The organism is Pseudomonas sp. MWU349 (assembly GCF_017947325.1).
Lineage (GTDB): Bacteria > Pseudomonadota > Gammaproteobacteria > Pseudomonadales > Pseudomonadaceae > Aquipseudomonas > Aquipseudomonas protegens.
Genome location: NZ_JAFEVP010000005.1, coordinates 341,076 through 359,052 on the forward strand (window position 1 = coordinate 341,076; position 17,977 = coordinate 359,052).

At 62.8% G+C, this 17,977-nt stretch carries 20 protein-coding genes; 14 read left to right on the top strand and 6 right to left on the bottom strand.

The window, feature by feature from the left end; all coding sequences use genetic code 11:
• Positions 1–105: 105 nt before the first annotated feature.
• From phaC (KCG88_RS21610) to KCG88_RS21625, 4 genes are all read left to right on the top strand, one after another.
• The gene (gene phaC / locus KCG88_RS21610) at positions 106–1,785 is read left to right on the top strand and encodes a class II poly(R)-hydroxyalkanoic acid synthase (RefSeq protein WP_210713055.1); all 1,680 of its coding nucleotides are present in this window, start codon (positions 106–108) and stop codon (positions 1,783–1,785) included.
• A gap of 130 nt (positions 1,786–1,915) precedes the next feature.
• Complete coding sequence (phaZ, locus tag KCG88_RS21615; protein WP_011058808.1) at positions 1,916–2,776, top strand: poly(3-hydroxyalkanoate) depolymerase; 861 nt, start codon at positions 1,916–1,918, stop codon at positions 2,774–2,776.
• Positions 2,777–2,884: 108 nt separating this feature from the next.
• Complete coding sequence (gene phaC / locus KCG88_RS21620) at positions 2,885–4,567, top strand: class II poly(R)-hydroxyalkanoic acid synthase (RefSeq protein WP_047283594.1); 1,683 nt, start codon at positions 2,885–2,887, stop codon at positions 4,565–4,567.
• A gap of 65 nt (positions 4,568–4,632) precedes the next feature.
• Positions 4,633–5,253, top strand: coding sequence for a TetR/AcrR family transcriptional regulator (locus tag KCG88_RS21625; protein WP_210713056.1), 621 nt, complete (start codon positions 4,633–4,635; stop codon positions 5,251–5,253).
• A gap of 61 nt (positions 5,254–5,314) precedes the next feature.
• Here the strand turns inward: KCG88_RS21625 and KCG88_RS21630 are convergent, their stop codons facing one another.
• The 3 genes from KCG88_RS21630 to KCG88_RS21640 all read right to left on the bottom strand — a co-directional run bounded on the left by KCG88_RS21630 (position 5,315) and on the right by KCG88_RS21640 (position 6,995).
• Positions 5,315–6,163: a phasin family protein gene (locus KCG88_RS21630; RefSeq protein ID WP_210713057.1), complete on the bottom strand. Its 849-nt coding sequence runs from the start codon at positions 6,161–6,163 to the stop codon at positions 5,315–5,317.
• A gap of 10 nt (positions 6,164–6,173) precedes the next feature.
• Complete coding sequence (locus tag KCG88_RS21635) at positions 6,174–6,596, bottom strand: phasin family protein (RefSeq protein WP_080965369.1); 423 nt, start codon at positions 6,594–6,596, stop codon at positions 6,174–6,176.
• A 123-nt stretch (positions 6,597–6,719) separates the two neighbouring features.
• Positions 6,720–6,995 carry a polyhydroxyalkanoic acid system family protein gene (locus KCG88_RS21640; RefSeq protein WP_047283591.1) on the bottom strand — a complete coding sequence of 92 codons (276 nt, stop codon included), beginning with the start codon at positions 6,993–6,995 and terminating at the stop codon, positions 6,720–6,722.
• A 155-nt stretch (positions 6,996–7,150) separates the two neighbouring features.
• Here KCG88_RS21640 and ubiE point away from each other — a divergent pair, with 155 nt between their 5' ends.
• The 10 genes from ubiE to KCG88_RS21690 all read left to right on the top strand — a co-directional run bounded on the left by ubiE (position 7,151) and on the right by KCG88_RS21690 (position 15,271).
• The gene (gene ubiE, locus KCG88_RS21645) at positions 7,151–7,921 is read left to right on the top strand and encodes a bifunctional demethylmenaquinone methyltransferase/2-methoxy-6-polyprenyl-1,4-benzoquinol methylase UbiE (RefSeq protein WP_011058802.1); all 771 of its coding nucleotides are present in this window, start codon (positions 7,151–7,153) and stop codon (positions 7,919–7,921) included.
• Positions 7,921–8,544, top strand: coding sequence for an SCP2 sterol-binding domain-containing protein (locus tag KCG88_RS21650; protein WP_210713058.1), 624 nt, complete (start codon positions 7,921–7,923; stop codon positions 8,542–8,544). Before ubiE ends, KCG88_RS21650 begins: the two co-directional genes overlap by 1 nt.
• Positions 8,541–10,145, top strand: a complete 1,605-nt coding sequence (ubiB, locus tag KCG88_RS21655; RefSeq protein ID WP_011058800.1) for a ubiquinone biosynthesis regulatory protein kinase UbiB — start codon at positions 8,541–8,543, stop codon at positions 10,143–10,145. Before KCG88_RS21650 ends, ubiB begins: the two co-directional genes overlap by 4 nt.
• A gap of 80 nt (positions 10,146–10,225) precedes the next feature.
• Positions 10,226–10,618, top strand: coding sequence for a phosphoribosyl-AMP cyclohydrolase (hisI, locus tag KCG88_RS21660; RefSeq protein WP_011058799.1), 393 nt, complete (start codon positions 10,226–10,228; stop codon positions 10,616–10,618).
• A 1-nt stretch (position 10,619) separates the two neighbouring features.
• A complete protein-coding gene (locus KCG88_RS21665) occupies positions 10,620–10,952 on the top strand; it encodes a phosphoribosyl-ATP diphosphatase (RefSeq protein WP_011058798.1) in 333 nt (110 codons plus the stop codon).
• Positions 10,953–10,977: 25 nt separating this feature from the next.
• Positions 10,978–11,259: a twin-arginine translocase TatA/TatE family subunit gene (locus KCG88_RS21670; RefSeq protein ID WP_011058797.1), complete on the top strand. Its 282-nt coding sequence runs from the start codon at positions 10,978–10,980 to the stop codon at positions 11,257–11,259.
• A gap of 10 nt (positions 11,260–11,269) precedes the next feature.
• Positions 11,270–11,722 (top strand): Sec-independent protein translocase protein TatB, encoded by a 453-nt coding sequence (gene tatB / locus KCG88_RS21675; RefSeq protein ID WP_047283589.1) that lies wholly within the window; start codon positions 11,270–11,272, stop codon positions 11,720–11,722.
• Positions 11,719–12,513 (top strand): twin-arginine translocase subunit TatC, encoded by a 795-nt coding sequence (gene tatC, locus KCG88_RS21680; RefSeq protein ID WP_011058795.1) that lies wholly within the window; start codon positions 11,719–11,721, stop codon positions 12,511–12,513. Before tatB ends, tatC begins: the two co-directional genes overlap by 4 nt.
• Positions 12,510–13,217, top strand: coding sequence for a 16S rRNA (uracil(1498)-N(3))-methyltransferase (locus KCG88_RS21685; protein ID WP_123473083.1), 708 nt, complete (start codon positions 12,510–12,512; stop codon positions 13,215–13,217). Before tatC ends, KCG88_RS21685 begins: the two co-directional genes overlap by 4 nt.
• Before the next feature lie 137 nt (positions 13,218–13,354).
• Complete coding sequence (locus KCG88_RS21690) at positions 13,355–15,271, top strand: methyl-accepting chemotaxis protein (RefSeq protein ID WP_047283587.1); 1,917 nt, start codon at positions 13,355–13,357, stop codon at positions 15,269–15,271.
• A gap of 49 nt (positions 15,272–15,320) precedes the next feature.
• Here the strand turns inward: KCG88_RS21690 and KCG88_RS21695 are convergent, their stop codons facing one another.
• The 3 genes from KCG88_RS21695 to KCG88_RS21705 all read right to left on the bottom strand — a co-directional run bounded on the left by KCG88_RS21695 (position 15,321) and on the right by KCG88_RS21705 (position 17,953).
• Complete coding sequence (locus KCG88_RS21695; RefSeq protein ID WP_011058792.1) at positions 15,321–16,055, bottom strand: amino acid ABC transporter ATP-binding protein; 735 nt, start codon at positions 16,053–16,055, stop codon at positions 15,321–15,323.
• On the bottom strand, positions 16,048–17,010 hold the full coding sequence (locus KCG88_RS21700) for an amino acid ABC transporter permease (RefSeq protein ID WP_047283586.1): 963 nt from the start codon (positions 17,008–17,010) through the stop codon (positions 16,048–16,050). The genes KCG88_RS21695 and KCG88_RS21700 overlap by 8 nt, the downstream gene beginning before the upstream one ends.
• Before the next feature lie 145 nt (positions 17,011–17,155).
• On the bottom strand, positions 17,156–17,953 hold the full coding sequence (locus tag KCG88_RS21705) for a transporter substrate-binding domain-containing protein (protein ID WP_019095754.1): 798 nt from the start codon (positions 17,951–17,953) through the stop codon (positions 17,156–17,158).
• Between the last annotated feature and the right edge of the window lie 24 nt (positions 17,954–17,977).

Sequence of the window (17,977 nt, forward strand, 5' to 3'; positions counted from 1 at the left end):
GCAGCGGTGCGCAATCAACGGTCACCCGAGCAGTAGTACCTGGCATCGTGCTGTGTGACTGCACAGCAGGTCCGGTACTCGTCTCAGGACAATGGAGCGTCGTAGATGAGTAACAAGAATAACGATGACCTGAAACGCCAAGCCTCGGAAAACACCCTGGGGCTCAATCCGGTCATTGGCTTGCGTAGAAAGGACCTGCTTACTTCCGCTCGAATGGTGCTTGCCCAGGCCATCAAACAACCCATCCACAGCGTCAAGCACGTCGCCCATTTCGGCATCGAACTCAAGAACGTGATGTTCGGCAAATCCACCCTGCAGCCGGAGAGCGACGACCGTCGCTTCAACGACCCGGCGTGGAGCCAGAACCCGCTGTACAAACGCTACCTGCAAACCTACCTGGCGTGGCGCAAGGAGCTCCACGACTGGATCGACGACAGCAGCCTGTCCGAGCAGGACATCAGCCGCGGTCACTTCGTGATCAACCTGATGACCGAAGCCATGGCCCCGACCAACAGCGCGGCCAACCCCGCAGCGGTCAAGCGTTTCTTCGAAACCGGTGGCAAGAGCCTGCTGGACGGCCTGTCCCATCTGGCCAAGGACCTGGTGCACAACGGCGGCATGCCCAGCCAGGTCAACATGGACGCCTTCGAAGTGGGCAAGAACCTGGGCACCAGTGAAGGCGCGGTAGTGTTTCGCAATGACGTGCTGGAGCTGATCCAGTACCGGCCGATCACCGAGCAGGTGCATGAGCGCCCGCTGCTGGTGGTGCCACCGCAGATCAACAAGTTCTATGTCTTCGACCTCAGCCCGGACAAGAGCCTGGCGCGCTTCTGCCTGCGCAACAACGTGCAGACCTTTATCGTCAGCTGGCGCAACCCCACCAAGGCCCAGCGCGAATGGGGCCTGTCCACCTACATCGAAGCCCTGAAAGAAGCGGTCGACGTAGTGACCGCGATCACCGGCAGCAAGGACGTGAACATGCTCGGCGCCTGCTCCGGCGGCATCACCTGCACCGCGCTGCTGGGCCACTACGCGGCGCTGGGGCAGAAGAAGGTCAACGCCCTGACCCTGCTGGTCAGCGTACTGGACACCACCCTGGACACCCAGGTAGCGCTGTTCGTCGACGAGCAGACCCTGGAAGCGGCCAAGCGCCACTCCTATCAGGCCGGAGTCCTGGAAGGCCGCGACATGGCCAAGGTGTTCGCCTGGATGCGCCCCAACGACCTGATCTGGAACTACTGGGTCAACAACTACCTGCTGGGCAACGAGCCGCCGGTGTTCGACATCCTGTTCTGGAACAACGACACCACTCGCCTGCCCGCCGCCTTCCACGGCGACCTGATCGAAATGTTCAAGAACAACCCGCTGGTGCGCCCCAATGCACTGGAAGTGTGCGGCACGCCGATCGACCTCAAGCAGGTGACCGCCGATATCTTCTCCCTGGCCGGCACCAACGACCACATCACCCCGTGGAAGTCCTGCTACAAGTCGGCGCAGCTGTTTGGCGGCAACGTCGAGTTCGTGCTCTCCAGCAGCGGCCATATCCAGAGCATCCTCAACCCGCCTGGCAACCCCAAGGCGCGCTACATGACCAGCACCGACATTCCGGCCTGCCCCGACCAGTGGCAGGAAAACTCGATCAAGCACACCGATTCCTGGTGGCTGCATTGGCAGGCCTGGCAGGCCGAGCGCTCAGGTGACCTGAAGCCGGCACCCACCAGCCTGGGCAACAAGAAGTATGCAGCCGCCGAAGCGGCGCCCGGGACCTACGTCCACGAGCGCTGAGCCCCGACCATCGACACGGCGGCGCCAGGAGGCTCTGCCAAGCCCTATTCTTGACAAGAGGCTCGGCCTCAGGAAATCCGCAGGGCGCCCGGGATGGCGGCTGCGACGGTTTAATTCACAGGGCTACGGCATGCCACACTCATTCATATTCCGCACCGTCGACCTGGATGGCCAGACCATCCGCACCGCGGTACGCCCAGGCAAGCCGCACTTGACGCCGCTGCTGATCTTCAACGGCATCGGCGCCAACCTGGAGCTGGTGTTTCCCTTTGTCCAGGCCCTGGATCCGGACCTCGAGGTGATCGCCTTCGATGTGCCCGGTGTCGGCGGCTCCTCTACGCCGAGCCGGCCCTACCGCTTTCCCGGGCTGGCCAAGCTCACCGCGCGGATGCTCGACTACCTGGACTACGGCCAGGTCAATGCAGTGGGTGTGTCCTGGGGCGGCGCGCTGGCCCAGCAGTTCGCCTACGACTACCCCGAGCGCTGCAAGAAGCTGGTGCTGGCCGCCACCGCGGCCGGGGCGTTCATGGTCCCGGGCAAACCCAAGGTGCTGTGGATGATGGCCAGCCCACGGCGCTACGTGCAGCCCTCCCATGTGATGCGCATCGCGCCGCTGATCTATGGCGGCTCCTTCCGCCGCGACCCGAGCCTGGCAGCCGAACACGCAGCCAAGGTGCGCTCGGCCGGCAAGCTCGGCTATTACTGGCAGCTGTTCGCGGGCCTGGGCTGGACCAGCATTCACTGGCTGCACAAGATCCATCAGCCGACCCTGGTGCTGGCCGGCGATGACGACCCGCTGATTCCCCTGATCAACATGCGCATGCTGGCCTGGCGCATACCCAATGCCCAGTTGCACATCATCGATGATGGCCACCTGTTCCTGATCACCCGGGCCGAGGCCGTCGCCCCGATCATCATGAAGTTCCTCCAGGAAGAACGCCAAAGGGCGGTGATGCACCCGCATCCCGAACCTGTGCGCCCTACCAAGTAAAAGATACCTGTCGACAGGATCGTCGCGCGCAAGAAGGGCCAGGACCGACTATGTTGTCTGTCTTGGATTGGTCTGCTTGTTAGTGGTTTGACGAAGGAGTGTTGACTCATGCAAGACAAACCTGCGACGGGCTCATTGCCGTCACCCGCCGCGTATATCAATGCGCAGAGCGCGATCACCGGCCTGCGCGGCCGGGACCTGTTCTCCACCTTGCGCAGCCTGGCGGCCCATAGCCTGCGCAATCCGTTGCACAGTGCCCGGCATACCCTGGCCCTGGGCGGCCAGCTGGGGCGTGTGCTGCTGGGGGAAACCCTGCACAAGACCAACCCCAAGGACAACCGCTTCGCCGACCCGGCCTGGAGCCTCAACCCCTTCTACCGGCGCGGCCTGCAGGCGTACCTGAGCTGGCAGAAGCAGGTGCGCCACTGGATCGACGACAGTGGCATGAGCGAGGACGACCGGGCCCGGGCACACTTTGCCTTTTCCCTGCTCAATGATGCCGTTGCGCCTTCCAATACCCTGCTCAACCCCCTGGCCCTCAAGGAGATCTTCAACACCGGGGGCAACAGCGTGGTGCGGGGCATCGGCAACCTGCTGGATGACCTGCTGCACAACAACGGGTTGCCCAGCCAGGTGACCAAGCACGCCTTCGAAGTGGGCAAGAACCTCGCGGTCACCCCGGGCTCAGTGGTGTTTCGCAATGAATTGCTGGAGCTGATCCAGTACAGCCCCATGAGCGAAAAACAGTACGCCAAGCCATTGCTGATCGTGCCGCCGCAAATCAACAAGTACTACATTTTCGACCTGAGCCCGACCAACAGCTTCGTCCAGTACGCGCTGAAAAACGGCCTGCAGGTGTTCATGGTCAGCTGGCGCAACCCGGATGTGCGGCACCGCGAGTGGGGTCTGTCGACCTACGTCGAAGCGGCCGAAGAAGCGCTGAACGTCACCCGGGCGATTACCGGCAGTCGCGAAGTCAACCTGGTGGGAGCCTGTGCCGGAGGGCTGACCATCGCCGCCCTTCAAGGCCATCTGCAGGCCAAGCGCCAGCTGCGCCGGGTGTCCAGCGCGACCTACCTGGTAAGCCTGCTGGACAGCCAGATGGACAGCCCGGCAACGCTGTTCGCCGACGAGAAGACCCTCGAAGCGGCCAAGCGTCGCTCTTATCAGCAAGGGGTACTGGACGGTCGCGACATGGCCAAGGTGTTCGCCTGGATGCGCCCCAACGACCTGATCTGGAACTACTGGGTCAACAACTACCTGCTGGGCAAGGAGCCGCCGGTCTTCGACATTCTCTACTGGAACAACGACAGCACCCGGTTGCCGGCCGCGCTGCACGGCGATCTGCTGGACTTCTTCAAGCACAACCCCCTGAGCCATGTCGGCGGGCTGGAAGTCTGCGGCACGCCGATCGACCTGCAGAAGGTCACGGTGGACAGCTTCAGCGTGGCCGGGATCAACGACCACATCACGCCCTGGGACGCGGTCTACCGCTCGACCCTGCTGCTGGGCGGCGAACGGCGCTTCGTGCTGTCCAACAGCGGCCACGTGCAGAGCATCCTCAACCCGCCGAGCAATCCCAAGGCCAACTACGTGGAGAACCGCAAGCTCAGCAGCGACCCGCGGGCCTGGTACTACGATGCCAAGCATGTGGACGGCAGCTGGTGGAGCCAGTGGCTGACCTGGGTCCAGGAGCGTTCGGGGGCGCAGCGGGAAACCCTCACCACCCTGGGCAACCAGAACTATCCACCGATGGAGGCTGCGCCAGGCACCTACGTGCGCGTGCGCTGAAGACACTTTGCACCACGGTTCCACACCGGAGCCGTGCCCCTTCAATGGACCGACAAGAAGTCAGGATGAAGACCCGCGACCGGATACTCGAATGTGCCCTGCAACTGTTCAACCAAAAGGGCGAGCCCAATGTCTCCACCATGGAGGTGGCCAATGAGATGGGGATCAGCCCCGGCAACCTCTACTACCACTTCCACGGCAAGGAGCCACTGGTGCTCGGCCTGTTCGAGCGCTTTCAGAGCGAACTGACGCCGTTGCTGGATCCACCGTCCGACGTCCAGCTGGCGGCGGAAGACTACTGGCTGTTCCTGCACCTGATCGTCGAACGCCTGGCCCACTACCGCTTTCTGTTTCAGGACCTGTCCAACCTGGCCGGGCGCCTGCCAAAACTGGCCAAGGGCATTCGCAACCTGCTCAATGCCTTGAAACGCACCCTGGCCTCCTTGCTGGCCCGGCTCAAGGCTCAGGGGCAACTGGTCAGCGGCACCCAGGCCCTGGGGCAACTGGTGGAACAGATCACCATGACCCTGTTGTTCTCTCTGGATTACCAGCGGATTCTTGATCGCGAAGGCGAAGTCCGGCTGGTGGTCTACCAGATCATGATGCTGGTGGCGCCACACCTGCTGCCGCCCGCAAAGATGGCCACCGAACAGATGGCGCTACGCTACCTGGATGAGCAGGGCTAGAACGCCTCAATAAAAAACGCCCGGCCTTCCCAGGCCGGGCGTTTTTTTGTTCCTGATGCGATCAGGACTGGCTGCTTGGCGTCGCTGGAGCTGGCGCGGCAGTCGGGGTTGCAGCCGGGCTCGGGGCTGCGGCGGAGTTCGCCGAGCTGGCCGGGGCCGGGGCTGCAGGCTTGGCCGCGACAGCGGGCTTGGCTGCTGGCTTGGCTGCCGCAGGCTTCTTGGCCACAGGCTTTTTCGCCACTGCAGGCTTGGCGGCCGGTTTGGCCGCTGGTTTGGCCGCTGCGGTTTTCGCCGCGGGCTTGGCTGCTGGTTTGGCCGCGGGCTTGGCCGCTACAGGCTTGGCAGCCGGTTTGGCGGCTGCGGTTTTCGCGGCCGGCTTGGCTGCGGGTTTAGCGGCGGCCTTGGTGGCAGGCTTAGCGGCAGGCTTGGCCAGAGGCTTGGCTGCGGGTTTTGCAGCAGGCTTGGCCGCTGCAGTTTTGGCTGCAACCGGCGCAACCTTGGCACCTGTGAGTTTTTCAATCTGCTTGGTCAGGGTATCGACCTTGTCGTGCAATGCCTTGACTTCGTTGCGGCTAGGCACGCCCAGACGCGAGATGGCGCTGTTCAAGCGCTTGTCGAAAGCACCTTCCAGTTCATCCCACTTACCCAGGGCACGATCCTTGACGTCGCTGATACGCGACTTGGCCGAAGTTGCGGAATCTTTTGCCGCATCAACTTTCTTGCCGACTACGCTCTTGGTCAGTTTCTCGGCTTTCTCACCATCTTTGACCAATGTCTCGAAAAGCTTGCTGCCGTCAGAGTCGATTTTCGAGTACACGCCTAAACCAGCAAGCCAAATTTTACGGGAGTACTCTTCGACTTTCCCGATCCACGAGCTGCCTTCTTTTTCAGTATTCTTTTTACCAGCCATCCCGTTCTCCTTAATGTTTACGCGCGACACGTTCGAGCAACGCCGTCAGCTCATCGAGCTTAGCAGAGAGTGTCTCAACGTCATGTTTAGACGGAATGCCGATACGATTCAAGGCACTGGCGACGCGCGTGTCAAAAGCCTTCTCGACCTTGTCCAGTTGCACTTCGACTTTGCCTTTAAGAGTGCTGACATCCCCTTTAACGCCATCTATCTGACTGTTGGCCGCTTCAAGTTGTTCAGTGACAACTTTTTTGCCTTTCTTTTCAACGGATTGACCAGCCTTGATCAACTCCTGAAAGTACTCGCTGCCTTCCTGACCGACTTTGGCGTAGGCCCCCAGGCCTGCCAGCCAGATCTTGCGGGCATAGGTTTTGACTTCACTCAGAGCAGTCGATTGGGCATCAACTTTTTTCTTCAGAATTACTTTGGCCATGGTGCACCTCACGCGCAGAAGGTTTGAGGAACTGCCCTCGGAAAGAGGACCTGAGGCACAACCTAGAGAGAAAAATTAGAATCGGCACCCTAACGACTGTCATGAATTCATGTAGGAGCCGGTTCAGGCCAGGGCCTTGTCCAGAGCCTTTTCGATTTCCGACTTGATGGTGCCGCTCATGGCCGACATCAACATCCCCAGTTCCACGTCGATGCGGATCGACTCTTCACCCACATGCACCGCGCCTTTGACGCCCGAGCGCTTGAGGTTCAGGGTATCGCCTGCCCACTGCGGCTCCAGGCCATATTGATCGGCGAGTTTCTGCGCCAGTTTGTCGGCCTTTTCACGGGCTGCCTGCTTGCCCAGGCCATGGGCACGTTCAACACTAATACGGGCCATTGAAGGTCTCCTGCTGTTTCGGGACTTGCCTGAAGCATCTTGACCCTGAGTGCGTCAAAACGTCCCGGCGGATCGCTATCTTACATTCAGCCTTGCCAAGACAAAGACCGCCACCGGCATTAGAATGTCCCGCATTCTCTTTTGGTGACAGCGATATGACTGATCAGCGCAAAGGCAGCGATGCCGAACCCACCACTCACTTCGGCTTCAAGAATGTTCCTGAAAGCCAGAAAGCGGAAAAAGTCGCTGAGGTGTTCCACTCGGTAGCGGCCAAGTACGACTTGATGAACGACGTGCTGTCCGGTGGCATGCACCGGCTGTGGAAACGCTTCACGATCGAGCTGTCCGGCGTACGCGCCGGCAATCGCGTACTGGACATCGCCGGCGGCACGGGCGACCTGACCAAGCGTTTCTCCCACCTGGTAGGCCCGACCGGCCAAGTGGTACTGGCCGATATCAACGAATCCATGCTCAAGGTCGGTCGTGACCGCCTGCTGGACCTGGGTGTGGCCGGCAACGTCGAGTTCGTCCAGGCCGATGCGGAAAAACTGCCGTTCCCGGACAACCATTTCGACTGCGTGACCATCGCCTTCGGCCTGCGCAACGTGACCCACAAGGAAGACGCCCTGCGCTCCATGCTGCGGGTGCTCAAGCCCGGCGGTCGCCTACTGGTGCTGGAGTTCTCCAAACCCACCAACGCGCTGATGTCCAAGGTCTACGACGCCTACTCGTTCGCCTTCATGCCCCTGGCCGGCAAGCTGATCACCAACGACTCGGAAAGCTACCGCTATCTGGCCGAATCGATCCGCATGCACCCCAACCAGGAAACCCTGAAGTCGATGATGGTCGAGGCCGGTTTCGACCGCGTCACCTATCACAACATGACCGCAGGCATCGTTGCCCTGCACCGCGGCATCAAGCCCTGATGTTGCTCAGCGGCCTGCTCGCCAGCGTCGAGACCGGCATCAATCGGGTGCTGCGCCTGGACAGCACGGCGCTGCCGCGCCTGCAGCACCTCAATGGCAAGGTGATAGCCGTGGACTGCCGCAACCCGGCGCTGCAGCTGTTCATCCTGCCCAGCGATGAGGGCCTGATGCTCGCCACCCAGTGGGCCGCGGACCTGGATTGCACCCTGCGCGCGCCGGCTTCGAGCCTGGTGCGCCTGGCCCTGAGCAAGGACAAGACCGCGGTCCTGCACGGCCCCGAAGTGGAGCTGGAAGGTGACAGCGGCGTGCTGCTGGACCTGGCAGCGATCCTTCAGGACCTGGAGCTGGATTGGGAATACGAACTCTCACGCTGGCTGGGCCCGGTGGCCACTCAGTTGTTCAGCGGCCACGTGCGCAGCCGCGCCCGCTGGTATCAGCAAGGCTTGGCCAGCCTCAACCAGAACCTCGCCGAATTCCTCGCCGAAGAATCGCGGACCCTGGTGGGTCAGCGCGAAGCCGAAGCGCGCTTTCGCGAGCTGGATCAGGCCAAACTCGACCTGGACCGTCTCGAGGCGCGCTTGGAGCGCCTTTCCCGATCCCTTGACCCAAGCGATAACGCATGAAGCTGCTTGCCGTCCGCCGTCTGTTGCGCATCCAGCGCGTCGTGATCCGCTACCGCCTCGATGACCTGCTGTTCGACCTGCCCCTGCCTTGGTTCCTCCTGGCCCTGCGCTTCGCCCTGCCCTGGCGCTGGTTCCCGCGCAAGCCGCTGGACCTGAGCCGCGGTGCACGCCTGCGCCTGGCGTTGCAGGACCTGGGACCGATCTTCATCAAGTTCGGGCAGATCCTCTCCACCCGCCGCGACCTGCTGCCCGAAGACATCGCCGACGAGCTGATGCTGTTGCAGGACCGGGTGCCACCGTTCGACTCGCAAAAGTCCGTAGCCCTGATCGAAGCGCAGCTGGGCAAGAAGATCAGCGACGTGTTCAGCCGTTTCGACATCGAGCCCCTGGCGTCGGCGTCGGTGGCCCAGGTGCACGCCGCCAAGCTCAAGACTGGCGAAGAAGTGGTGGTCAAGGTGATCCGCCCAGGCCTCAAGCCGATCATCGCCCAGGACCTGGCGTGGCTGTTCATCCTCGCCCGGGCCGCGGAAAAGCTCTCCGCCGACGCGCGCCTGCTGCACCCGGTGGACGTGGTCAGCGACTACGAGAAAACCATCTACGACGAGCTCGACCTGCTACGCGAGGCGGCCAACGCCAGCCAGCTCAAGCGCAACTTCGAAGGCTCGCCGCTGCTCTATGTGCCCCAGGTCTACTGGGACTGGTGCCGGCCCAAAGTGCTGGTGATGGAGCGCATCTACGGCATTCAGGTCACCGACCTGGCCACCCTGGCCGACCAGCGCACCGACATGAAGATGCTCGCCGAGCGTGGCGTGGAGATCTTCTTCACCCAGGTGTTCCGCGACAGCTTCTTCCACGCCGACATGCACCCGGGCAACATCTTCGTCAGCACCGTACAGCCCTGGAGCCCGCAGTACATCGCCATCGACTGCGGCATCGTCGGCAGCCTGACCCCGGAAGACCAGGACTACCTGGCCCGCAACCTGTTTGCCTTCTTCAAGCGCGACTACCGCCGCGTGGCCCAGTTGCACATTGATTCCGGCTGGGTCCCGGCGGAAACCAAGCTCAACGAATTCGAGGCGGCAATCCGCACCGTGTGCGAACCGATCTTCGAAAAACCGCTGAAGGACATTTCCTTCGGCCAGGTGCTGATGCGCCTGTTCCAGACCGCCCGGCGCTTCAACATGGAAGTGCAGCCGCAGTTGGTGCTGCTGCAAAAAACCCTGCTCAACATCGAGGGCCTGGGTCGCCAGCTGTACCCGGACCTGGACCTGTGGAACACCGCGCAACCCTTCCTCGAACGCTGGATGCGCGAACGGGTCAGCCCCAAGGCCGTGCTCGGCAATATCCACAGCCAGATCGAACAATTGCCGCACCTGGCCAACATGACCCGCGACCTGCTGGAGCGCATGTCGCAACCCCATGCCGCCGATCCGCCTGCGCCCTGGCACAAGCGCAAGGACGACTGGTTCCTGCGCCTGCTGGGCACTGCCCACCTGGGCGGTGGCGCGGTCCTGGCCGCCGGCGGTCCATTGCATGAGCTGGGGCACTGGCCTGCTGGCATCATGATTGCGGTCGGTTTGTATCTGATCGTTCGCCGATAGCCAGTGGCGCGACCTGCTGGCAAACTGTCGAAATCGCCGAGGCGTCACCAGCGGGTCGAGCCCGGTTGTCGGAGTCGAAAATGAAAGATTGGCTGGACCAGATCAAATGGGATGCGGACGGCCTGGTGCCGGCCATCGCCCAGGATCACAAGACCGGGCGCGTACTGATGATGGCCTGGATGAACCGCGAGGCCCTGAGCCTGACCGCTGCCGAGAACCGCGCCATCTACTGGTCACGTTCCCGTGGCAAGCTGTGGCGCAAGGGCGAAGAATCCGGGCACGTGCAGAAGCTTCATGAAATGCGCCTGGACTGCGACGCCGATGTGATCATCCTGATGGTTGAGCAGATCGGCGACATCGCCTGCCATACCGGCCGCCACAGCTGTTTCTACCGCGTCTATGAAGATGGCGAGTGGAAAACCGTCGAACCGGTCCTCAAGGACCCGCACGCGATCTATTCTGCAGGACACTGACATGAGCGATACCCTCACCCGTCTGGCCCAGGTGCTGGAAGAGCGTAAAGACGCCGCAGCCGACAGCTCCTACGTTGCCAGCCTGTACCACAAGGGCCTGAACAAGATTCTGGAAAAAGTCGGCGAAGAATCGGTGGAAACCATCATCGCCGCCAAGGACGCCGCCATCAGCGGCGACTGCAGCGATGTGATCTACGAAACCGCGGACCTGTGGTTCCACACCCTGGTCATGCTGGCGCAGCTGGGGCAGCATCCCCAGGCCGTGCTCGATGAGCTGGACCGCCGCTTCGGTTTGTCCGGACACGCCGAGAAAGCCTCGCGTCCGTCCGCCTGAACAACTTTCTAAGAGGAAACGCAGCATGGGCATTTTTGACTGGAAACACTGGATCGTCATCCTGGTGGTCGTGGTACTGGTATTCGGCACCAAGAAGCTCAAGAACCTGGGCACCGACGTCGGCGAGTCGATCAAGGGCTTTCGCAAGGCCATGAATGACGACGAAAAGCCTGCCGAACCCGTGGTCCCGCCAGCGGCGCAGCCTGTGCCACCGGTTCAGCCGCAGCAGAGCGCGCCGTTGAACCAGCCGCACACCATCGACGTGCAGGCGCAGAAAGTCGAAGAGCCGACCCGCAAAGACTCGTGAGCACTGACTAATGTTTGGTATCAGCTTCTCTGAACTGCTGCTGGTGGGCCTGGTGGCCCTGCTGGTGCTCGGCCCCGAGCGCCTGCCCGGCGCTGCGCGCACCGCCGGCCTGTGGGTCGGGCGCCTCAAGCGCAGCTTCAACGCGATAAAACAGGAAGTTGAACGTGAAATCGGTGCCGACGAAATCCGCCGGCAACTGCACAACGAGCACATTCTGTCCCTGGAGCAGGAAGCGCGGAAAATCCTTGCTCCGACCCAGCAGCAACCGACACCGGTAGAGCCTGTGGCCGAGCAGACGATTCACGCGCCGGGCGCCGCTACGGTCGCCGAAGCGCCACCCGCCAGCGAAGTGCCCGCGCCTCAGCCATCGGCACCAGCACCGACCGCAGAGCCTGCAGCCCCCGTGGCAACACCCGCCACCACGGTCCCCCACGACTCCACCTTGCCGCCGCGAGCACCATGAGCGATATCCCAGAGAACGACCAACACATGCCGCTGGTATCGCACCTCACCGAGCTGCGTACCCGCCTGCTGCGCTGCGTAGCGGCGATCTTCATCATCTTCGCCGGGTTGTTCGCCTTCACCCAGCAGATCTACACCATCGTCTCCACCCCGCTGCGCCAGTACCTGCCGGTGGGTGCGACGATGATCGCCACCGACGTCGCCTCGCCGTTCCTCACGCCGCTGAAGCTGACCATGATGGTCTCGCTGTTCCTGGCGATCCCGGTGATCCTGCACCAGATCTGGGGCTTTATCGCACCCGGCCTGTACAAGCATGAAAAGCGCATTGCCGTGCCCTTGCTGGTGTCGAGCATCCTGCTGTTCTACATCGGCATGGCGTTCGCCTACTTCCTGGTGTTCCCGCTGATCTTCAAGTTCTTCGCCGCCGCCACCCCAGCCGGCGTGGAGATGATGACCGATATCACCAGCTACCTCGATTTCGTCATGACCCTGTTCTTCGCCTTCGGCGTGGCCTTCGAGATCCCGGTGGCCGTGGTCCTGCTGGTGTGGATAGGCGTGGTCAACGTGGCGTACCTGCGCAAGATCCGCCCTTACGTGATCATCGGCTGCTTCGTGGTGGGCATGATCCTCACCCCGCCGGACATTTTCTCCCAGACCCTGCTGGCCGTGCCCATGTGGCTGCTGTTCGAGATCGGCGTGCTGTTCGGCGGGCTGATCAGCAAACGTGGCGAGCACCCGGACGATGAGCCGGCCGACGACCACAACGACCAGCCGCCAGCGACCCAAGCGTGAACCTGCTGCTTCTGGAAGAGGCCGATTTCATTGCGGCCGACCGCGTAGTGCTGCGCGACCGACGCCTGACCCACATGCAGGACGTGCATCGGGTGGCGGTCGGCGACAGCCTGCGGGTCGGGCGCATCGGCGGCTTGATGGGCAGTGCCCAGGTACTGCGCCTGGAGGCTGCTGAAGCCGAACTGCAAGTGACCCTCGATCAGCCGCCACCGGCCAAGCTGCCGTTGACCCTGGTGCTGGCCCTGCCGCGCCCGAAAATGCTTCGCCGGGTGTTCCAGACCATAGCGACCATGGGCGTGCCGCGGCTGGTGCTGGTCAACAGCTACCGGGTAGAAAAGAGCTTCTGGCAGACCCCGTTCCTGGAACCCGAAACGATTCGCGAACACCTGGTGCTCGGCCTGGAACAGGCCCGTGACACCGTGCTGCCCGACGTCCTGATCGAAAAACGCTTCAAGCCCTTCGTCGAAGACCGCCTGCCGGCCCTCAGCGCTGGCACCCTGGGGCTGGTGGGCCACCCTGGCCCCTATCCGCCCTGCCCCCGCGGGCTGGACCAGGCCGTCACCCTGGCCATTGGCCCGGAAGGCGGCTGGATTCCCTACGAGATCGATCTTCTGGGCAAGGCCGGCCTGCAACCGGTGCAACTGGGCGAACGCATCCTGCGGGTCGAAACCGCGGTCACCGCCCTGCTTTCGCGCCTGTTCTGAGCCCCCCTGTGCGTGCTGGCCAGCTGGCCAGCCGAACCTCACGACCGTAATGGCAACTAGCCATTTAAGCTACAGAATCCCCCACTCCCGCCGATAGCCTATGGTTAAGCGCACATTGCTAAAAGGGAGTTCGCAGAATGTACCGTTGGCTAGCCAGAAACCTGGGAAACGTAAGCGTCAGCCTCAAGCTGGGTATCGGCTTCGGCCTGGTACTGCTCCTGACCCTGCTGATCACCGCCACCGGCTGGACCGGCCTGAGCCGAGTGATCGACCGAGGCGACAAACTGGGCAATATCTCCGTTATCTACGCCCTGACCAAGGACCTGCGCATCGCCCGCCTCAACTACGAGATGAGCCGCGGTGAACACGGCCCGGCAGCGGTCAACGACTTCCTCAAGCAACTCGACGACGGCCTGCAGGACGCCCGCGCGCAACTGCAGCAGCCGGAAAGCATCACCATGGTCGACCAGCAACTGGACGCCGTGGCCGAATACCGGAAAGCCTTTACCGACATGACTCGCGCCACCGCCAGCCGCGAGGCCGCGAGGTCCCAGCTTGGCGCCACCGCGGACAACGCTGTGGCCCGGGTCGCGGAGGTTGAGAACTCGCTGCTGCAAGGCGACAGCGTGGCGCAGTTCAATAGCGTGATCGACCTGTCCAAGCTGATCCAGCAGGCACGCTTCCAGGTACGCGGTTACACCTACAGTGCCAAGCCCGAAGCCAAGCAGCCGGCGCTGGACGCCATCGACAACGCCCTGAACAATCTCACCAGCCTGCCTTCGCGCCTGCCCGAGCAGCACGTTGCCAACCTGCAACAGGCCAGCGACTCGCTGAAGGCCTACCGGATGGCCGTCAGCGCCTACAGCGACGCCGAAGAAGCCAGCGCGGCTGCGCTCAAGCGCATGGCCGCCCAGGGCGAGCGGCTGATGGACCTGAGCAAGCAACTGACCGTGGCCCAGACCGCCAAGCGTGACAGCGACGCCGCGCAGGCCAAGAACACCCTGCTGATCGCCACCTTGCTGGCCATGCTGTTCGGCCTGATCGCCGCCTGGGCCATCACCCGGCAGATCACCCAGCCGCTGCAGCAGACCCTCAAGGCCGCCGAGCGCGTGGCCTCCGGGGACCTGAGCCAAAACCTCGCCGTGGAGCGCCGCGACGAGCTGGGCCAACTGCAGAAAGCCATGCAGCGCATGACGGTGAGCCTGCGGGAACTGATCGGCGGCATCAGCGACGGGGTGACCCAGATCGCCAGCGCTGCCGAGCAACTGTCCGCGGTGACCGAGCAGACCAGCGCCGGGGTCAACAGCCAGAAAGTCGAGACCGACCAGGTGGCCACGGCCATGAACGAAATGGCCGCCACCGTGCAGGAAGTGGCGCGCAACGCCGAAGAGGCCTCCGAGGCTGCTGTGGCGGCCGACCAGCAGGCCCGCGAGGGCGACCGGGTGGTGAACGAAGCCATCGCCCTGATTGAGCGCCTGGCCAGCGAGGTAGGGCATTCCACCGAGGCCATGGGCCATCTCAAGCAGGAAAGCGACAAGATCGGCAGCGTCCTGGATGTAATCCAGTCGGTAGCCCAGCAGACCAACCTGCTGGCCCTGAACGCCGCCATCGAAGCCGCCCGGGCCGGTGAAGCCGGTCGGGGTTTTGCCGTGGTGGCGGATGAAGTGCGCAGCCTGGCGCAACGCACCCAGCAATCCACCGAAGAAATCGCTGAACTCATCGTTGGCCTGCAAAGCGGCACCCAGCAGGTGGCCAGCACTCTGGACACCAGCCGCAGCCTGACCGACAGCAGTGTCGAGCTGACACGCCGAGCCGGAGGGTCCCTGGAAAACATCACCCGTACCGTGTCGGCGATCCAGGCGATGAACCAGCAGATCGCCGCGGCAGCAGAGCAGCAGAGCGCGGTGGCGGAAGAAATCAACCGCAGCGTGTTGAATGTGCGGGATGTGTCTGAACAGACGTCATCGGCCAGCGAAGAAACCGCCGCCTCCAGCGCCGAGCTGGCGCGGCTGGGGATTCACCTGCAGAGCCTGGTGGGGCGTTTCCGGGTCTGAGCCGCTTCGCCGGCAAGCCGGCTCCTACCGGAAAATGCAGGAGCCGGCCTTACAGCACCTGGCGCAGGAACGCCTGGGCCCGCGGGTCCTGCGGCGCGTCGAAGAACACCTGCGGCGCCGCGTCTTCCAGCAATTTGCCGTGATCGAAGAACAGCACCCGATCCGCCACTTCCCGGGCAAAGCCCATCTCGTGGGTCACGCAGACCATGGTCATGCCTTCAAGGGCCAGGGTCTTCATCACATCCAGCACCTCGCCGACCATTTCCGGGTCCAGGGCCGAGGTCGGCTCGTCGAACAGCATCACCTTGGGCTCCATGGCCAGGGCCCGGGCGATGGCCACGCGCTGCTGCTGGCCACCGGAAAGCCGCGAAGGAAACTCGTGGGCCTTCTGGGCGATCCCGACCTTTTCCAGCAACGCCAGGGCCTTGGCCTCGCGCTCCTGCTTGCCGCGCTTGCGTACCACCTTCTGCGCCAGGCAGAGGTTTTCCAGCACGGTCATGTGCGGGAACAGGTTGAAGTGCTGGAACACCATGCCGACTTCCCGGCGGTAGGCGTTCACATCGGTCCTCGGGTCGGCCAGTTGCAGCCCGTCGATGCTCACCGAGCCGGAATCGAACTCTTCAAGGCCATTGAGGCAACGCAGGAAGGTCGACTTGCCGGAGCCGGACGGGCCGATCACCACCAGCACCTCGCCCTTGGCCACCTGGGTGGTGACGTTATCCACCGCACGCACCACCTGGCCGCGGGTGTCGAAGACTTTTACCAGATCGCGGACTTCAATCACTTTGCGCGAGCCTCCGCTCAAGCCGGCTGGCCATCTTCGACAGCGGCAGGTTGATCAACAAATACAGGCCCGCCACACAGAACAGGATTTCGAATGGCGAGAACGACGTGGTAATGACTTCCCGGCCGCTCTTGAGCAGTTCGGTAATGGCGATCACCGACACCAGGGAGGTGTCCTTGACCAGGCTGATGAACTGCCCGGCCAGCGGCGGCAGCACCCGCTTGAAGGCCTGGGGCAGCACCACATGGCGCATCGACTGGCCGGCGCTGAGCCCCAGGGAGCGGGCGGCTTCGTTCTGCCCACGGGCGATGGACTGCACCCCGGCGCGAACGATTTCCGCCACATAGGCCCCGGTAAACAGCGACAGCGCGGCGATCCCGGCGAACTCCCGGGACAGATTGAGCACCGTGCCGATAAAGAAATAGAAGATGAAGATCTGCACCAGCAGCGGCGTGCCCCGCACCAGTTCGACATAGATCGTCGACAGGTCGCGCAGGGTCGGGTTGCTGGACAACCGGCACAGGCCGGTACCCAGGCCGATCAGCAGCCCCAGCACGCCGGACACCACCGACAGCCACAAGGTGGTCCACAGGCCCCACAACAACGGGCCCGCGGCCCAGTGCCGGGTCACGCCGATGACATCGCCTTCGGCCACGTCATCGCCCCTAGCCACCTGCAAGCTGCTTTCATCGACGCTCAGATGCTGCTCGGCACCCGAGTCACCGCGCAGCGTGACTTGCGCCTTGCCGCCCTGGCGCACCACCTCGGCGACGGTGGAGATTTCCGCCGCCCGCTGGGACTCCTCGGCCTGATAGGCGAAGTACTGGGGGACACGGTTCCAGCGCCACTCGTAGGACATCAACGAGGTGGCGTAGTACAGCGCGCCAGCCAGACCGATCAGCACCAGCACGGTCAGCACGTGCCAGGGCCATTGGGCTTTCTTGTGTTTGTTCACTTTGCAGGTTCCAGCGGTTTGCAGCGGGGAGGTTCGGCAGAGCCCGGGTGGGCATCGTCGCGAGCAGGCTCGCTCCTACAAAAACGCTATGCGCCCTGTAGGAGCGAGCTTGCTCGCGATCAACCAGAAGTCAGTGGCCTGACACCTATTCCATGTCCTTGAGCCACTCGGTGCTCTTGAACCACTTGTCATGGATGCGATCGTAGGTGCCGTCTTCGTGGATCTGGTGCAGGAAGTTGTTGATGAAGTTGATGCTGTCGTAATCGCCCTTCTTCAAACCGAAGGCCAGGGGCTCATAGGTGAACGGCTTGTCGAGGAATACCAGCTTGCCATTGCCTACTTTGTTGACGGCTACCACGTTGTACGGGGCGTCGTAGATGAAGGCGTCGGCCTTGCCGTTGACCACATCCAGCACCGCTTCCTGCTCGTTGTCGTAGCCGTGGTACTTGGCCTTGGCGATCAGCTTCTTGGCGACCATCTCACCGGTGGTGCCCAGCTTGGACGTGATGCGGTAGTCGGCGCTGTTCAGGTCCTTGTAGGACTTGATGGTGCCTTCCAGGTCCTTGCGAATCAGCAGGGTCTGGCCCACCACGATGAAGGGTTCGCTGAAGTTCAGGCGCAGGTTGCGTTCCTGGGTCAGGGTCATGCCGCTGCCGATCATGTCGAACTTGTCGGTCAGCAGGGCCGGGATGATGCCGTCGTAGCCAGTGGAAACCATCTCCAGCTTGACCCCCATGGACTTGGCCATGGCCTTGAGCAGGTCGACTTCGAAACCGATGATTTCGCCGCGCTTGTTGGTCATTTCGAACGGCATGTAGGTCGGGTCCATGCCGACTTTCAGCGTGCCGCGCTTGACCGCGTCGTCGATAGCGCCGGCCTGGGCCGTGTTGACCGCCAGCAGGGCTGCGGCCCCCGCCAGCAGCAGCGAAAGATACTTCTTCATCTCAAGTCCCCTGAAGCCATTTTA

Excerpts from the sequence above, each read along its gene's own strand:
- phaC (WP_210713055.1), top strand. The coding sequence starts at position 106 with ATGAGTAACAAGAATAACGATGACCTGAAACGCCAAGCCTCGGAAAAC.
- phaZ (WP_011058808.1), top strand. The coding sequence starts at position 1,916 with ATGCCACACTCATTCATATTCCGCACCGTCGACCTGGATGGCCAGACC.
- phaC (WP_047283594.1), top strand. The coding sequence starts at position 2,885 with ATGCAAGACAAACCTGCGACGGGCTCATTGCCGTCACCCGCCGCGTAT.
- KCG88_RS21625 (WP_210713056.1), top strand. The coding sequence starts at position 4,633 with ATGAAGACCCGCGACCGGATACTCGAATGTGCCCTGCAACTGTTCAAC.
- KCG88_RS21630 (WP_210713057.1), bottom strand. The coding sequence starts at position 6,163 with ATGGCTGGTAAAAAGAATACTGAAAAAGAAGGCAGCTCGTGGATCGGG.
- KCG88_RS21635 (WP_080965369.1), bottom strand. The coding sequence starts at position 6,596 with ATGGCCAAAGTAATTCTGAAGAAAAAAGTTGATGCCCAATCGACTGCT.
- KCG88_RS21640 (WP_047283591.1), bottom strand. The coding sequence starts at position 6,995 with ATGGCCCGTATTAGTGTTGAACGTGCCCATGGCCTGGGCAAGCAGGCA.
- ubiE (WP_011058802.1), top strand. The coding sequence starts at position 7,151 with ATGACTGATCAGCGCAAAGGCAGCGATGCCGAACCCACCACTCACTTC.
- KCG88_RS21650 (WP_210713058.1), top strand. The coding sequence starts at position 7,921 with ATGTTGCTCAGCGGCCTGCTCGCCAGCGTCGAGACCGGCATCAATCGG.
- ubiB (WP_011058800.1), top strand. The coding sequence starts at position 8,541 with ATGAAGCTGCTTGCCGTCCGCCGTCTGTTGCGCATCCAGCGCGTCGTG.
- hisI (WP_011058799.1), top strand. The coding sequence starts at position 10,226 with ATGAAAGATTGGCTGGACCAGATCAAATGGGATGCGGACGGCCTGGTG.
- KCG88_RS21665 (WP_011058798.1), top strand. The coding sequence starts at position 10,620 with ATGAGCGATACCCTCACCCGTCTGGCCCAGGTGCTGGAAGAGCGTAAA.
- KCG88_RS21670 (WP_011058797.1), top strand. The coding sequence starts at position 10,978 with ATGGGCATTTTTGACTGGAAACACTGGATCGTCATCCTGGTGGTCGTG.
- tatB (WP_047283589.1), top strand. The coding sequence starts at position 11,270 with ATGTTTGGTATCAGCTTCTCTGAACTGCTGCTGGTGGGCCTGGTGGCC.
- tatC (WP_011058795.1), top strand. The coding sequence starts at position 11,719 with ATGAGCGATATCCCAGAGAACGACCAACACATGCCGCTGGTATCGCAC.
- KCG88_RS21690 (WP_047283587.1), top strand. The coding sequence starts at position 13,355 with ATGTACCGTTGGCTAGCCAGAAACCTGGGAAACGTAAGCGTCAGCCTC.
- KCG88_RS21705 (WP_019095754.1), bottom strand. The coding sequence starts at position 17,953 with ATGAAGAAGTATCTTTCGCTGCTGCTGGCGGGGGCCGCAGCCCTGCTG.